The sequence below is a fragment of the Pararhizobium antarcticum genome, assembly GCF_001885585.1.
Lineage (GTDB): Bacteria > Pseudomonadota > Alphaproteobacteria > Rhizobiales > Rhizobiaceae > Pararhizobium > Pararhizobium antarcticum.
In genome coordinates, this window is sequence record NZ_LSRP01000107.1 from 26141 (window position 1) to 41791 (window position 15651).

The window sequence follows — 15651 nt, forward strand, 5'->3', positions numbered from 1 at the left end:
CCAGCCTGTTTATCCGCCAACCTCAGTACCAGCCGACGGCCACCTGTGCCTCTTCCGACATGCGGTCCGGCGTCCATGGCGGATCGAAGGTCATCGAGACCTCGACGCCCGAGACACCTTCGACGGAGCCAACGGCATTTTCGACCCAGCCCGGCATTTCGCCGGCAACCGGGCAGCCGGGCGCCGTTAGAGTCATGGCGATCTTCACCATGCGATCGTCCTCGATATCGATCTTGTAGATCAGGCCAAGTTCGAAAATGTCGGACGGAATTTCCGGGTCGTACACTGTCTTCAGCGCGGAAATGACATCGTCGCTGAGACGTGCCAGTTCGTCGGCGGGAATGGCGGAATGCACGATGCCGGCGCGCACGTCGATCTTGTCTTCGGTCGTATCAAGGCTCATGGTCTGTTCCTTACGCAAAGAATGTGCGGGCATGATCCAGCGCATCCACCAGCACGTCGACTTCGGCGCGCGTGTTGTAGAGGCCGAAGGATGCCCGGCATGTGGAGGTGACGCCAAAACGTTTCAAGAGCGGCTGGGCGCAATGGGTGCCAGCCCGCACCGCAACCCCTGCCCGGTCGATCACCATCGACACGTCATGGGCGTGAATGCCTTCGAGTTCGAAGGAAAAGATAGCACCCTTGCCCGGCGCTGTCCCGATGATCTTCAGCGAATTGATCCCCGTGAGCCTTTGATGGGCATAGGCGGCGAGATCCGCCTCATGGGCGGCGATCGCGGAACGCCCGATCATCTCCATATAATCGAGTGCATAACCAAGCCCGATCGCCTGGACGATCGGCGGTGTGCCGGCCTCGAAGCGATGTGGCGGTTCGTTATAGGTCACGCCATCCTCGGAAACGTCGACGATCATCTCGCCGCCGCCCATGAACGGACGCATCTCCTTCAGCCTGTCGGCCTTGCCATAGAGCACGCCGATGCCGGAGGGGCCGTAGAGTTTGTGGCCGGTCATCACGTACCAGTCGCAGTCGAGGTCCTGCATATCGACCGGCATGTGCACGGCGGCCTGGCTGCCGTCGACGAGAACCGGGATACCTCGCTCATGGGCAATGCGGCAGATTTCCTTGATCGGAACAACTGTGCCGAGTGCGTTGGACATGTGGGTGATAGCCACAAGCTTTGTCTTGTCGGTCAGGCATTTGACGAAATCATCGATGTGAAAGGCGCCCTGATCATCGACGGGAGCCCAGACCAGCTTTGCCCCCTGCCGCTCGCGGATGAAATGCCATGGCACGATGTTGGAGTGATGCTCCATGATCGACAGGACGATCTCGTCACCGGCGCCGATCTTGGGCATGCCGTAGCCATAGGCCACCGCATTGATCGATTCGGTCGAGGACTTGGTGAAGACGATGTTGTCGACCGAGGGTGCGTTCAGGAACCGCCGCACCTTCTCCCGGGACGCTTCATAGGCATCGGTTGCGGCGTTGGACAGGAAATGCAGACCCCGGTGCACATTGGCATACTCGTTCGAATAGGCGTTCGACACGGCGTCGATGACCACCTGCGGCTTCTGCGCCGACGCGCCATTGTCGAGATAGACAAGCGGTTTGCCATAGACGCTCCGCGACAGGATCGGGAAATCCTTGCGGATCGCTTCGACGTCGTAGGCAGGCACCGGTACAGTATGTTCCATGTCAGCGTCCCATCAGCGTACAATAATGACCGTGCGGAAAAATCCGCAGGGCCGGGTCAGGCGTGCTTTTCCAGCCAGTCGGCAATGATCGTTTCCAGCGTCTCGATCAGCGCCTCGTTTTCCAGTTCCTCGACGATCTCGTCGACAAAGGCGTTGACCAGCATGGCGCGCGCCTTGTTTTCGGGAATGCCGCGCGCCTGCAGATAGTAGAGATGCGTCGGGTTGATATCGATCACGGTTGCACCGTGGCCGCACTGGACGTCGTCGGCGAAGATTTCCAGCTCCGGCTTGGCCGAAAAATCGGCATCGTCCGAGAGCAGCAACGTGTTGCAGGCCATCTTGGCATCGGTCTTCTGTGCATCCGGAGCAACCCGGATCTGGCCCTGAAACACGCCCTTGGCGCGGTCGAACAAAACGTTGCGAATGACTTCCGTCGACGTCGTGTTCGGCACATCATGGCCGAGCGTGAAGGTCACGTCGGTATGGGTCTCACCGCCAAGCAGGTTGATGCCGCGTAGCTTGAAGTCGGCACCTTCGCCGGTCACCACGCCATGAATCTCTTGGCGCACCAGCTTGCCGCCGGCATTGATGACGAAGAGCTTCAGCTGTGCATTCGTGCCGAGATCGAAATTGATCTGTGCGAGATGGCTGTCGGCTGCCCCCTGCTGCTGCAGGATGATCCAGGTGATGTCGGCGCCTTCATCCAGAATGAGATCGGTGACGGAGGTGACAAGGCTGGCCTCATCGCTGACGGACAGATGCCGCTCGATGATGGTCGCCTTGGTGCCTGCCCCGAAGGTAACCGGGAAACGCGTGTGGCTCTGGCCGAGGCTCTGGACGAGTTGCAGTTCGAGCGGCACTTCGAGTTCTGTGCCTTCAGGCAATTCGATCTCGAAACCGTCGCGCACGAAGCTGCCGTTGATCCGGCCGATCGCATCGTCAGACCCACGCTCGATCAGGTCGGGTGCGGCAACGCCGTCGGCCAGGCTTTCGGCGTAGCGGCGGACATTGACGCCAACAGGCGCTGTCTTGTCATCCGCCTTGCCGTTGAGCACGGTCATAACAGAGGATCCGGCGACCAGCGGCTCGACCCGCTCGGCAAAGGCCGTCGGGTCGGCGACGGGCACAGTGCGCAGCAGCGCGCGAAGGTCGGTATAGTGCCAGGCTTCCACGCGCCGCGTCGGCAGGCCTTGCTTTTTCAGGTCGTCGACCAGCGTGTCGCGGGCCGAAAGCACGGCACCATCGCCAATCAGATCACCGATCTGCGCGGTATAGGCATCGACCAGCGCCGTTTCCGCCGCGGTCATCTTGATCGCTGTCTGGATGTTCATGGGTTTCTCCTCAAGCCGCTGCCGCGTCGATGATGTCGGCATAACCATTGGCTTCGAGATCGAGCGCCAGCGACTTGTCGCCCGACTTGATGACCTGGCCCTTGTAGAGGACGTGGACGCTATCCGGCACGATGTATTCGAGCAGGCGCTGATAGTGGGTGATGACGATCACGGCACGATCCGGCGAGCGCAGCGCATTGACGCCGTCAGACACGATCTTCAGCGCATCGATGTCGAGGCCCGAATCGGTTTCGTCGAGAATGCAAAGCTTTGGCTCCAGAAGCGCCATCTGCAGGATTTCGGCACGCTTCTTCTCACCGCCGGAAAAGCCGACGTTGAGCGGACGCTTCAGCATCTCCGGGTTGATCTGCAGCTTGGCGGCCGCTTCCTTGACGCGACGGATGAAATCCGGTGTCGAAAGCTCGGCCTCGCCGCGGAATTTGCGCTGCTCGTTCAGGGCGACCTTGAGGAACTGCATCGTGGCGACACCCGGGATCTCGACCGGATACTGGAAGGCCAGGAAAATACCCTTGGCAGCGCGCTCGGACGGGTCGAGCTCCAGAATGCTCTCGCCGTTGTAGAGGATGTCGCCTTCTGTCACTTCGTAGTCGCTACGACCCGAAAGGATATAGGAGAGCGTCGACTTGCCGGACCCGTTCGGGCCCATGATGGCAGCCACTTCGCCAGCCTTTACGGTGAGGTTCAGACCACGAATGATCTCGGTGCCGTCTTCGGCGATGCGGGCATGGAGGTTTCTGATTTCAAGCATTTCGTCTTCCCTTTGGGAACAGAATAAACATCGTGCGCAAGACGTTGCGCATCAGGTTCAAGTTGTGATGCCGCTTAGCCCACCGAGCCTTCCAGCGAAATCCCGATCAGTTTCTGCGCTTCGACCGCAAATTCCATCGGCAGTTCCTGGATGACTTCCTTGACGAAGCCGTTGACGATCAGCGCGATCGCCGCTTCCGTCGGAATGCCGCGCTGCAGGCAGTAGAACAGCTGGTCCTCGGAAATCTTCGACGTCGTCGCTTCATGCTCGAACTGCGCCGTCGAGTTCTTCGCCTCGATATAGGGCACGGTGTGGGCGCCGCACTTGTCGCCAATCAGCAGCGAATCGCACTGGGTGAAGTTGCGGGCGTTCGATGCCTTGCGGTGGGTCGAGACCTGGCCGCGATAGGTGTTCTGGCTGAAGCCGGCGGCGATGCCCTTGGAGACGATGCGGCTCGACGTATTCTTGCCGAGATGGATCATCTTGGTGCCGCTGTCGATCTGCTGATAGCCGTTCGACACCGCGATCGAGTAGAACTCGCCGCGGCTGTCGTCGCCGCGCAGGATGCAGGACGGATATTTCCAGGTGATCGCCGAACCCGTCTCAACCTGCGTCCACGAGATCTTCGAGCGGTTGCCACGGCAATCGCCGCGCTTGGTGACGAAGTTGTAGATGCCGCCCTTGCCGTTCTTGTCGCCCGGATACCAGTTCTGGACGGTCGAATACTTGATCTCGGCATCGTCAAGCGCAACGAGTTCGACGACAGCCGCATGCAGCTGGTTTTCGTCGCGCTGCGGCGCCGTGCAGCCCTCGAGATAGGAGACGTAGGCGCCCTCCTCGGCGATGATCAGGGTGCGCTCGAACTGGCCGGTGCCCTTTTCATTGATGCGGAAATAGGTCGACAGCTCCATCGGGCAGCGAACGCCCTTCGGGATGTAGACGAAGGAACCGTCGGTGAAGACCGCGCAGTTCAGCGTCGCGTAATAATTGTCGGTCGGCGGAACCACCGAGCCGAGATATTTCCGCACCAGATCCGGATGCTCGCGTACGGCTTCAGAGATCGACATGAAGATCACGCCGGCCTTCTTCAGCTCTTCCTTGAAGGTGGTCACAACCGAGACCGAATCGAACACCGCATCGACGGCGATCTTCGACGTCTTCACGCCGGCAAGGATTTCCTGCTCACGCAGCGGAATACCCAGCTTCTCGTAAACCTTGAGCAGTTCCGGATCGACATCGTCGATCGAGGTCGGACCGGGCGTGCTCTTCGGCGCCGCGTAGAAATAGATATCGTTGAAATCGATCTTCGGATAATCGACGCGGGCCCAGTCGGGCTCTTGCATCGTCAGCCAGCGTTCATAGGCGTCAAGACGCCATTCCAGCATCCATTCCGGCTCCTGCTTTTTCGCAGAAATGAAGCGGATGATGTCTTCGGACAGGCCTTTTGGTGCCTTGTCCATTTCGATGGTTGTCTCAAACCCGTATTTGTACTGGTCGACATCGATCAGGGCGACCTGATCGATTGTTTCCTGCACAGCAGCCATGTCGTTCTCCAATCAAGCCGGATACAAGGTCCGGCAGCTTGTCAACACGATACAATGTTCGTTGTACCGTCTATGTAGTGGCTCGAGGGCGATTTTCACCCTGCTTGCCCAACGGAAACCTGGATTTCCGCGAATTATTGCCTGCCTATGCCGCAGCCCCCGAAAGCCGGCGACGCCCTGCGACCTTGGCGAAAACACCCGCACAGCGATCGATCTCGGCATCCGTCGTGGATGCACCGATCGAAAGGCGCAAGGCGCCGAGCTGCGGATCGAAACCCATCGCCGACAGCACGTAGCTCTGGCCAACCTTGCCGGAAGAGCAGGCCGAGCCCGCAGACAGCGCGACCCCTTCGAGATCGAACGCGATCTGCCCCGTCTCGGCCTTTAGGCCCGGAAGACTGAAAAAACTGGTGTTGCACAGGCGCTCGATATCCCGGCCGTGTATCAGCACATCGGGGGCCGCCGCAAGCATCGCTGCTTCCAGCCGGTCACGCTGCGCCGACAAGGTTGCTGCCCGCATCGCTATGCCATCAGAGGCAGCCCGTGCGGCCGCGCCAAAGCCGGCGATCGCGGCCATGTTTTCGGTGCCCGAGCGGTGCCCCTTTTCCTGGCCGCCGCCGCGCATCAGGGCCGCCGGCATCAGGGCTTCGCCGCGCGCAACAAGCGCCCCGGCGCCCTTGGGGCCGCCGATCTTGTGCGACGAGATGATGATGAAATCCGCGCCGAGATCGTCCATGGAAATGGGCAGACGCCCGGCCGCCTGCACCGCATCGACGACCAGAATGCCGCCGGCAGCCTTGACGATCGACGCGACAGCCGCAATCGGCTGCACGATGCCGGTCTCGTTGTTGGCCAGCATCACCGCGACCATCGGCAGGCCCGTCGCCCGGTCATGGGCGGCAAGGGCCGTTTCGAGCGCGACCAGATCGATCGTGCCCTGCGGCGTCACGGCAATCTCGCTGACATCAGCGCTTGTGAAGCGGCCACCCTCGCGAATCGCCGGGTGCTCGATGGCGGATACATAGAGATGGCCGATCGCCAGCGGCGTGCGGCCCATGCGGAAATGCGGCGTCAGGACGGCATTGGCGGCTTCGGTCGCACCGCTTGTGAAAACGACAGCGGAGGCTTGCGCACCGCATAGCTGCGCCACGTCCCGGCGGGCACTCTCGATCAGCATGCGGACCTTGCGACCTTCGGCATGCACGGAGGACGCATTGCCGTCCATGTCGAGCGCGCACAGGAGGGCCGAGCGCGCGGCTTCATTGAGCGGCGCCGTGGCATTCCAGTCCATATAGATACGCGATGCGACCATGAAGTCCCTGCACCAATCATGCCGGCCCTTAAGGTAAAGGTTCGCAGCTGGCGCATTTTCCTTGAATTTTTCGGTCTGCTTGCCGTAAGAGACGACACTCGCCACGGAAAGCCCGTGTCAAAGTTTTGAACGGTTCTAAACTGCGTTTTAAAAAACCTGACTGCTTTCGTCAAGACAGATCATCAGTCGGAAGTGCATTTAGCATCGAAAACATGCCCGGAGAGCCAATGCCCGAAATCATTTTCAACGGACCCGCCGGTCGTCTCGAAGGCCGATACCAGCCTTCCAAGCAGAAAAGCGCGCCAATCGCGATCATTCTGCATCCGCATCCGCAGTTCGGCGGCACGATGAACAACCAGATCGTCTACCAGCTGTTCTACATGTTCCAGAAGCGCGGCTTTACGACGCTGCGCTTCAACTTTCGCTCGATCGGCCGCAGCCAGGGCGAATTCGACCATGGCGCCGGTGAACTGTCGGATGCTGCCTCTGCGCTGGACTGGGTGCAGGGCCTGCATCCCGATTCGAAAAGCTGCTGGGTTGCCGGTTACTCCTTCGGCGCCTGGATCGGTATGCAGCTCCTGATGCGCCGTCCGGAAATCGAAGGCTTCATGTCGATCGCGCCACAGCCCAACACCTATGACTTCTCGTTCCTCGCGCCCTGCCCGTCCTCCGGCCTGATCATCAATGGCGACCTTGACAAGGTTGCACCGGAAAAGGATGTCAACGGTCTTGTCGACAAACTGAAGGCACAGAAGGGTATCCTGATCACCCACAAGACGGTGCCGGGCGCAAACCACTTCTTCAACGGTCAGGTGGATACGCTGATGGCCGAATGCGAGGATTATCTGGATCGGCGCCTTGCCGGCGAACTCACGCCGGAACCCGCAGCCAAGCGGATCCGCTGAAACGATTTGTCCAAACGTGAAAAAAGGCCGGAGCGATCCGGCCTTTTCCATGGATGCTCAAAGCTGGGACTGCCTGTCCCCCCAGGATGGCTCCACGTCGCTGGCCCGGTTCACCCGGTTGCGGCCGCTCTTCTTGGCGCTATAGAGCGCTGCGTCCGCACGCTCCATGACGTCGGCGATTGGATCGTTCGAATCAACGCGTTCGCAGACGCCGAAACTCGCCGTCAGCCGTTCGTCTTCGGAAATGCCCGGTATGCGCAGGCTGGAAAATGTGCTGCGCAAGCCCTGCGCAAAAAGATAGCCGACGGTTTCGCTGGCGCTTGGCAGGAAAATTGCGAACTCCTCACCGCCAAGACGCCCGCAGATGGCATCTGACGGTGCGCGTTCCTTCAGCATGGCACCGAAGGCAGCAATGACCTGGTCGCCGGCCTGATGGCCATGCGTATCGTTGACCATCTTGAAGTGGTCGATGTCACAGACGACGATGCAATGCGGATGTGCGGCGACCGGACGGGCAAGAATCCTGCCGACACGTTCGTTGAAACCGCGACGGTTGAAAAGCGCCGACAGAAGATCGGTCTCCGATCTCGCCTTGGCGTCATCCATGATCTCGACAACCAGGACCGCAAGCAGCGTCAGGCCGATCGATACGACCAGCACGGCGCTCAGGCTCTGCGAGATCAGGGCATAGGCACTGGCCAGATAGGATTGGGCGTCGCGACCGGCACCAAAGGTGACGATGAAATAGACCTTCAAAAGGAACTGCACCGCGGTCATTGTCAGGAGGACCATCAAAAGGATATCCGGCTTTTCGCGCCGCCCCGACCTGTAAACCGCAAGCGTACCGGTTATGGCGGCCACGAAAAAAGGCATCTGATAGCCCAGTGCATGCTGCAGCGTGCTGCGCGGCATGTCGAAGATCATCAGATTGACGGCCAGCGATACCGCAATGAACCAGCCGGAGAGCACGATGTTGACCGGCATGGAATAAAGCCGGCCGATACCGAGGCGGATCATGAACAGCGCCGCCAGCACCGATGAAAAGGCGCCAAAACTTGCAAGCCTGTCGAAATCCGCGAAGCGGACAACAAGTTCAAAGACGGCAGACAGCGAAGCAACGGCAAAAGACAGCGCAAACCAGCGGCCCGCTTCGGGAATACGGCTGCGTTTTGCGATCACAAGGAAAAACACGCAGAAAAGCTGCGCGATGAGAAAGTTGACCGTCAAAAGAAAAAAAGCGCCGCTCATGCGTCCACCTGGCTTGGCTTTGCAAAGTGCTAAGCCTCCGTCCTGATGGCGACACCGCTCGACAAGCCCCCGGTCGAACGAAATGCCTACATTCAGAACGGCTTTAGTCTACCTCACGCCGGCAAAAGAACCGTTAACCGCCGGGCATCGGCGCCACGGATGCTGTCGGATCGACGGCGGCAAAAACGCCACCGCTGACCGCCTCGCGAACGCCGGTCGTGCCTGGAAGCGTCAGCGGCAGGCCAGCCAGAGAGCGAACGGCCAGATACGCCCAGGCTTCCGCCTCCATCGTATCGCCATTGAGACCGACCGTTTCAGCCGGGATTGCAACGGCGTTTTGCTGAGCCGCCAGAGCAGAAAGATCCGCCATGATGATCCTATTGAGGCGGCCACCGCCACAGATGATGTAGGTTTTCGGCACTTCCGGCAGATGGCCAGCCGATTTCAGGATTGCGGCCGCTGTGACATGGGCGAGCGTGCGCGCACCGTCGGCAAGGCTGGCCTCGCATCCTTCCGGCGGCTGGAAATCGTTGCGATCCAGCGAGCGGCGTTTCCGGGCCGTGAAGAATGCGTTCGAGAGGTAGCGATCGCTCAGCGCCGCAATCACACCGCCTTCGCTGGCGATCATGCCGCCCTGATCATAGGGAATGCCGGCATGCGCCTCGACCCATTGGTCAATCAGCGCGTTGCCCGGGCCGCTGTCATAGGCGATGATCGCGCCATCTGTGCCGATGAATGTCAGATTGGAAATGCCGCCGATATTGACGAAGGTCACCGGGCCGCGAATGGCGGCAGTGGTCGACAGCATCGCTGCCAGCGCCGCGTGATAGACCGGAATGAGCGGCGCCCCCTGCCCGCCATGAACCATGTCGTTGGCGCGCATGTCATAGACGACGGCGATGCCCGTTTTCCGCGCCAGCAATTGACCGTCGCCAAGTTGAACCGTCAGCGCCATATCCGGTCGGTGCAACACCGTCTGCCCGTGGAACCCGACAACATCGACATCTCCCGGCAAAATGCTGTTCTCTTTCAGAAATCGGTCAATGGCGTCAGCATGCCGTAACGTCAGCTGCTCTTCGACATCGGCCAGAACGCCTGGCCTCTGCGACCGCTCCACAATCGCCTTGGCATCGTCAAGCGCCTGCTTCAGACGATTTCGAAAGACCGGATCATAGGCGATCCCCATTGACGGTCCCTGCTCCACATGGCCGCGCCCGTCCGTGCGCAGCAGGGCCACGTCGATGCCGTCCAGACTGGTTCCGCTCATCAGGCCGATCGCCGTCTTGATTTCCGCCATGAAAGCGTCTTTCCTTCCGCAATAAACGCGATGCAAACAGATGTAATCTGGCGAAAACAGTGCTAAACGGCCCGCCAATATCCAACAAGCACTAAAAAATCCGTCCACTGCAACAACCAGCCAAGAGAGACAGATCATGTCCGAGTTCAAGTCCGATTTCCTGCACACGCTGAAAGAGCGCGGCTTCATCCACCAGACCTCCGACGATGCCGGCCTGGATGCGCTGTTTGCCAAGGAAACCGTGACGGCCTATATCGGTTTCGATCCGACGGCACCGAGCCTGCATGCCGGCGGCCTGATCCAGATCATGATGCTGCACTGGCTGCAGAAGACCGGTCACCGGCCGATCTCGCTGATGGGCGGCGGCACCGGCATGGTCGGCGATCCCTCCTTCAAGGACGAAGCCCGGCAACTGATGACACCTGAGACGATCGGCGCAAACATCGCCAGCATCAAGACGGTGTTTTCCAACTACCTGTCCTACGGCGAAGGCCCGAAGGAGGCGCTGATGATCAACAATGCCGACTGGCTGCTCGGCATCAACTATCTGGAATTCCTGCGCGATGTCGGCCGTCATTTCTCGGTCAACCGCATGCTTGCCTTTGACAGCGTCAAGACCCGGCTCGAGCGCGAGCAGTCGCTGTCCTTCCTCGAATTCAACTACATGATCCTGCAGGCCTATGATTTCGTCGAACTCAGCAAGCGCACCGGCTGCCGGCTGCAGATGGGCGGTTCCGACCAGTGGGGCAACATCATCAATGGCATCGATCTTGGCCATCGCATGGGAACGCCGCAGCTATACGCGCTGACCTCTCCGCTTCTGACCACCGCGTCGGGTGCGAAAATGGGGAAATCGATGAGCGGCGCCGTCTGGCTGAACCCGGACATGCTGTCTGCCTATGATTTCTGGCAATACTGGCGCAACACCGAGGATGCCGATGTGTCGCGCTTCCTGAAACTCTACACGACACTGCCGATGGACGAGATCGCCCGCCTGTCGCAGCTTGGTGGTGCGGAGATCAACGAGGTCAAGAAGATCCTGGCGACCGAGATCACCGCCATGCTGCACGGCCGTGCGGCTGCCGAACAGGCTGCTGAAACCGCCCGCAAGACCTTCGAAGAAGGCGCACTGGCCAACGACCTGCCGTCGATCACGGTTCCGGCAGCGGAGCTCGGCGCCGGCATCGGCATTCTCGCGCTGCTCGTCCGTGCGGGGCTGGCCGAATCCAATGGCAAGGCCCGGCAGTTCATGAAAGACGGAGCGGTTCGCGTCAACGACCGAGCTGTCAGCGACGACAGGGCGATGATCGGGTCCGGTGACGTCACGGCAGATGGCGTGATCAAGCTGTCGCTTGGCAAGAAAAAGCACATTCTCGTGCGACCGGCCTGACGGCGTCGTTTCAGGCAAAAGCGTTGCGACGGCGGCGTGTGCCTGTCCTGTATGATCGTTTTGGCATGCGGAATTTTGTATTTCGCGCGCAACTGCGATAGATCGAAGGTTGAGACCGGTTTGTATCCAGCGAACCGGATCATTTGAGAAGCCCGAGTCCCATGTCGATGCAATCCAGCGAGCAAATCACACGCCTTTGCAAGGAAAAAGGCCTGCGCATGACCGGCCAGAGGCAGGTGATCATGAAGGTGCTCTCAGGTGCGACCGATCATCCTGACGCTGTCGAACTGCATCGCCGCGTCAGCGAAGTCGACACGCGCATATCCATCGCCACGGTCTACAGGACGGTCAAGCTGCTGCAGGACAAGGGCATACTCGAGCGGCATACGTTTGGCGACGGGCGTGCCCGCTACGAGCCCGCAGCCCAGGAACACCACGATCACCTCATCAATATAGAAACCGGCGAAGTTACCGAATTTCGATCGGACGAGATCGAGCGTCTCCAGGAAGAGATCGCCCGCCGGCACGGGTTCACCATCGTCAGCCACAGGCTGGAAATCTACGTCAAGCCGCTGGACGGCAAGGCCCCCCGCCGCCCGATCAAGCCGTGACACTGCGGCGCTTCATCTCCCGGTGACGGCGCGTGGCCGTTCATCCAACCGTTGTTTCGCTGGCGTCGGTTTCGGTTTGCGCTGCCTTGCGCGTCGACACCACGAAGGCGATGATGAACGCTGCTGTCATCAACAGGACGATGGTTGGAGCCGGTGCGCTGTCGATGAAGAATGAGAGATATACACCGAAGAAGGCGGAAACGGTGGCGATCAGCACGGACAGAACGAGCATGCCCTGGAACGTCCGGGCCAGCAGGAAGGCAATGGCCCCCGGTGCGATCAACACCGCAATCGCCAGGATCAGACCGACGGCTTTCAATGCGCCGACGATGGTCAGCGATATCAGGCACAGCAGGCCGTAATGCAGCAGCCGCACCGGAAGGCCGATCGCCTGCGCCTGCGCCGGGTCGAAGGCGTGCAAAAGCAAATCCCGCCATTTGACAAGGATGATCGCGCTGGCAAGAAACGCAATCAGCCCGGTCTCGGCGATATCACGCCAGCCGACGCCGAGCATGTCGCCGAACAGGATGTGGTCGAGATGCACGTCGGACTGGATCTTGACGTAGAGCACCAGTCCAAAACCAAACATGCCCGAGAACACGATGCCCATCACCGTATCCTGCTTGATGCGGCTGTTGTCCTTCAGGAAGCCCGTCGCCACGGCGCAGGTCATGCCGGCTGCAAAGGCGCCGACCGCTAGCGGCAGGCCGACGATGTAGGCGATGACGATGCCCGGCAGAACCGCATGGGAGATCGCATCGCCCATCAGCGACCAGCCCTTGAGCACGAGAAAACACGACAGCAGGGCGGCCGGCACGGCAACCAGCACGGAAATGACCAGCGCATTGACCATGAATTCAAACTGGAAGGGTGCAAGCAGGGTTTCGAGCAGGGTCATGGTCCGGTCTCCACCGTCAGCCGGGCCCGGCGCCGGGCCGCCAGCATGCCGTGCTTCGGCGCGAAAAGGAACGCAGCGAGGAAAACGAGGGTCTGCAGGCAGACGATGATGCCGCCGGTGGCTCCGTCGAGAAAATAGCTGACATAGGCGCCGACGAAGCTGGTGATCGCGCCGATCGCCACCGCAATGATCAAAAGCCGCGGAAAGCGGTCGGTGAGCAGATAGGCCGTCGCTCCCGGAGTAACGACCATGCAGATCACCAGAAAAGCGCCGACGGTCTGAAGGGCGGCAACGGTAGAGGCGGATAGGAGCGTGAAAAACAGGATCTTCAGGGCCGTCGGATTGAGACCGATCGAACGGGCATGGGTTTCATCGAAGAACACGACCATCAGGTCCTTCCATTTGACCAGTAGTATAGCCAGCGAGACGATCCCGATTGCAGCGAGCTGCAGCGTATCCTCCGGCGTGATGGCAAGGACATTGCCGAGCACGATGGTCTGGATGTTGACGGACATCGGAGACAGCGATGCCATGAACAGGCCCAGGCCAAAGAAGGAGGAAAAGATCAGGCCGATGATGGCATCCTCCTTCAGCTTGGTGCGCTGGTTGAGAAACAGCATCGCCGCGGCGGCAAGACCGCCGGAGAAAAATGCACCGATCGAAAACGGCAGGCCGATCATGTAGGCCCCTGCGACGCCGGGAACGATCGCATGCGAAAGCGCATCACCGATCAGCGACCAGCCCTTGAGCATGAGGTAGCAGGAAAGAAAGGCGCAAACGCCACCGACGAGCGCGCAGACCCACATGGCGTTGACCATGTAGTTGTAGGTGAAAGGTTCGAGCAGCAGCGCCATCAGTCGCGACCGCCGCTAGCGCTGCCAGCTCCGTCGTCCTGGTAGAGGACCAGGGGACGTTCGTCATCGCTGAGGAACCCGGTCGGCCGATGGGCGCCGCCGTTTGGACCATTCAGCACGAAATGTCGCAGGACACCGCCAAAGGTCTTTTCGAGATTGGCCTGGGTAAAGGTCTCGTTCGTCGGACCATAGGCAAGGACCGTGCCCTTGATCAGCACGGTGCGATCGCAGAATTCCGGCACGCTGCCGAGATTGTGCGTGGACACAAGCATCACCCTGCCCTCGTCGCGCAAGGACTGCAGCAAGCCAACGATGGCGTCTTCCGTCTTGACGTCGACGCCGGTAAAGGGCTCGTCGAGGAGGATCATCCGCCCGTCCTGGGCAAGGGCGCGCGCCAGGAAAACACGTTTTTTCTGGCCACCGGAAAGTTCGCCGATCTGCCGCTTCCGGTATTCGCTCATGCCAACCCGCTCTAGGGCCGTCGAGACCGCCTCCCGGTCAGCGGCCTTGGCGATCCGCAACATGCCCATATGGCCGTAGCGCCCCATCATGACGACGTCCTCGACCAGCACGGGAAAGTTCCAGTCGACGTCCTCGCTCTGCGGCACATAGGCGACCAGGTTCTTCTTCAGCGCCTGCTCCACCGGCAGTCCGAGAATGCGGATGTCACCCTTGGCGAGGCGGACAAAGCCCATGATCGCCTTGAACAACGTCGACTTGCCGGACCCGTTGACGCCGACCAGCGCGGTGATCGTGCCGGTGGGAATTTCGAAGCTGACATTCCGCAAGGCGGTATGTCCATTGCGATAGGTGACGGACGCGTCGCGCACGACCAGTCCGGGATTGCCCTCTGCATCCGAAGGCGCGGGTGTTGCCAAACCTGTGACGTTGGCATTCATTGCGATGTTCCCTGGGCCAGGCCCTTTTCCACGGTGTCCGACGTCACCCGCAGCAGATCGAGATAGGTCGGCACAGGTCCATCGGCCTCACTCAACGAATCGACATAAAGCACGCCGCCGTAAAGCGCGCCGGTTTCGCGGGCGACCTGGCGGGCAGGCTTGTCGGAAATCGTGCTCTCGCTGAACACAGCGCCGATCTTGTTGGCCCTGATGCCATCAATCACCTTGCGCACCTGCTGCGGCGTACCTTGCTGGTCGGCATTGATCGGCCAGAGATAGAGTTCCTGGAGGCCGAAATCCCGGGCCAGATAGGCGAAAGCCCCCTCGCTCGACACCAGCCAGCGCTTGTTCTGCGGGATAGCCTCGAGCTTCTGGCGAATCGGCGCGATGGTCGCCTTGATCGTTTCCTTGTAGGCGCTCGCATTGGCGGCATAGGTGTCTGCATTCGCCGGATCGTATTTGGCCAGCGCATCGCGGATATTGTCCACGTAGATCAGCGCATTGTCCGGGGACATCCAGGCATGGGGATTGGGTTTGCCTTCATAGGGGCCCTCGACGATGCTCATCGGCTCGATCCCCGTTGAAACGACGACACTCGGAACGTCGCGCAGGTTCTGGAAGAATTTTTCAAACCAGAGTTCGAGGTTGAGGCCGTTCCAGAGGATCAGCTGTGCGCCCTGTGCCCGCTGGATATCGCCGGGTGTCGGCGAGTAATTGTGGATTTCCGCGCCTGGTTTGGTGATCGATTCGACGATGGCAGCGTCGCCCGCCACGTTTTTCGCCATGTCGGCAATGATGGTGAAGGTCGTCGCCACCTTGAATTTTTCCTGCGCGACTGCCGCCCCTCCGCTCAGGCACAGCGCCAGTGCGCCAGCCATTCCGATGAACATATGCTGCATGGAGCGAAAAGGCATTGTGGCGAACTTCCTTGTTGCGAA

Annotated in this window: 15 protein-coding genes; 3 read left to right on the top strand and 12 right to left on the bottom strand. The window is 60.3% G+C overall.

Translation table 11 applies throughout. The features are described 5' to 3' along the window. Positions 1–22 precede the first annotated feature (22 nt). The 6 genes from AX760_RS18520 to AX760_RS18545 form a co-directional block, all read right to left on the bottom strand. On the bottom strand, positions 23–403 hold the full coding sequence (locus tag AX760_RS18520; RefSeq protein WP_071834475.1) for an SUF system Fe-S cluster assembly protein: 381 nt from the start codon (positions 401–403) through the stop codon (positions 23–25). Between the two features lie 10 nt (positions 404–413). Beyond that, entirely contained in the window at positions 414–1655 is a 1242-nt protein-coding gene (locus tag AX760_RS18525; protein WP_071834476.1) for a cysteine desulfurase, read from the bottom strand. A gap of 56 nt (positions 1656–1711) precedes the next feature. Continuing rightward, positions 1712–2986: a Fe-S cluster assembly protein SufD gene (sufD, locus tag AX760_RS18530; RefSeq protein WP_071834477.1), complete on the bottom strand. Its 1275-nt coding sequence runs from the start codon at positions 2984–2986 to the stop codon at positions 1712–1714. A gap of 10 nt (positions 2987–2996) precedes the next feature. Beyond that, positions 2997–3755: a Fe-S cluster assembly ATPase SufC gene (sufC, locus tag AX760_RS18535; protein WP_071834478.1), complete on the bottom strand. Its 759-nt coding sequence runs from the start codon at positions 3753–3755 to the stop codon at positions 2997–2999. 74 nt (positions 3756–3829) lie between these two features. Beyond that, positions 3830–5299, bottom strand: coding sequence for a Fe-S cluster assembly protein SufB (gene sufB, locus AX760_RS18540; protein ID WP_071834479.1), 1470 nt, complete (start codon positions 5297–5299; stop codon positions 3830–3832). Between the two features lie 145 nt (positions 5300–5444). Beyond that, a complete protein-coding gene (locus AX760_RS18545; RefSeq protein WP_071834624.1) occupies positions 5445–6611 on the bottom strand; it encodes a cysteine desulfurase family protein in 1167 nt (388 codons plus the stop codon). Positions 6612–6838: 227 nt separating this feature from the next. Here AX760_RS18545 and AX760_RS18550 point away from each other — a divergent pair, with 227 nt between their 5' ends. After that, complete coding sequence (locus AX760_RS18550; RefSeq protein WP_071834480.1) at positions 6839–7516, top strand: alpha/beta hydrolase; 678 nt, start codon at positions 6839–6841, stop codon at positions 7514–7516. Between the two features lie 57 nt (positions 7517–7573). Here AX760_RS18550 and AX760_RS18555 read toward each other — a convergent pair whose 3' ends face one another. After that, entirely contained in the window at positions 7574–8764 is a 1191-nt protein-coding gene (locus AX760_RS18555) for a GGDEF domain-containing protein (RefSeq protein ID WP_071834481.1), read from the bottom strand. Positions 8765–8897: 133 nt separating this feature from the next. Beyond that, positions 8898–10061, bottom strand: a complete 1164-nt coding sequence (locus AX760_RS18560; protein ID WP_071834482.1) for an anhydro-N-acetylmuramic acid kinase — start codon at positions 10059–10061, stop codon at positions 8898–8900. Positions 10062–10197: 136 nt separating this feature from the next. Between AX760_RS18560 and tyrS the strand changes: the two genes are divergently transcribed. Together tyrS and AX760_RS18570 are read left to right on the top strand one after the other, a co-directional pair. Beyond that, on the top strand, positions 10198–11451 hold the full coding sequence (gene tyrS / locus AX760_RS18565; RefSeq protein ID WP_071834483.1) for a tyrosine--tRNA ligase: 1254 nt from the start codon (positions 10198–10200) through the stop codon (positions 11449–11451). 161 nt (positions 11452–11612) lie between these two features. After that, the gene (locus AX760_RS18570; protein WP_175552095.1) at positions 11613–12062 is read left to right on the top strand and encodes a Fur family transcriptional regulator; all 450 of its coding nucleotides are present in this window, start codon (positions 11613–11615) and stop codon (positions 12060–12062) included. 40 nt (positions 12063–12102) lie between these two features. Here the strand turns inward: AX760_RS18570 and AX760_RS18575 are convergent, their stop codons facing one another. Genes AX760_RS18575 through AX760_RS18590 form a run of 4 tightly spaced genes read right to left on the bottom strand, consistent with a single transcriptional unit; the run spans position 12103 to position 15612 of the window. Next, entirely contained in the window at positions 12103–12960 is an 858-nt protein-coding gene (locus tag AX760_RS18575) for a metal ABC transporter permease (protein ID WP_071834484.1), read from the bottom strand. After that, positions 12957–13817 carry a metal ABC transporter permease gene (locus AX760_RS18580; RefSeq protein ID WP_280950785.1) on the bottom strand — a complete coding sequence of 287 codons (861 nt, stop codon included), beginning with the start codon at positions 13815–13817 and terminating at the stop codon, positions 12957–12959. The genes AX760_RS18575 and AX760_RS18580 overlap by 4 nt, the downstream gene beginning before the upstream one ends. Next, positions 13814–14713 carry a manganese/iron ABC transporter ATP-binding protein gene (locus AX760_RS18585; protein WP_071834486.1) on the bottom strand — a complete coding sequence of 300 codons (900 nt, stop codon included), beginning with the start codon at positions 14711–14713 and terminating at the stop codon, positions 13814–13816. Before AX760_RS18585 ends, AX760_RS18580 begins: the two co-directional genes overlap by 4 nt. Beyond that, positions 14710–15612, bottom strand: a complete 903-nt coding sequence (locus AX760_RS18590; protein ID WP_175552097.1) for a metal ABC transporter substrate-binding protein — start codon at positions 15610–15612, stop codon at positions 14710–14712. Before AX760_RS18590 ends, AX760_RS18585 begins: the two co-directional genes overlap by 4 nt. Positions 15613–15651 lie beyond the last annotated feature (39 nt).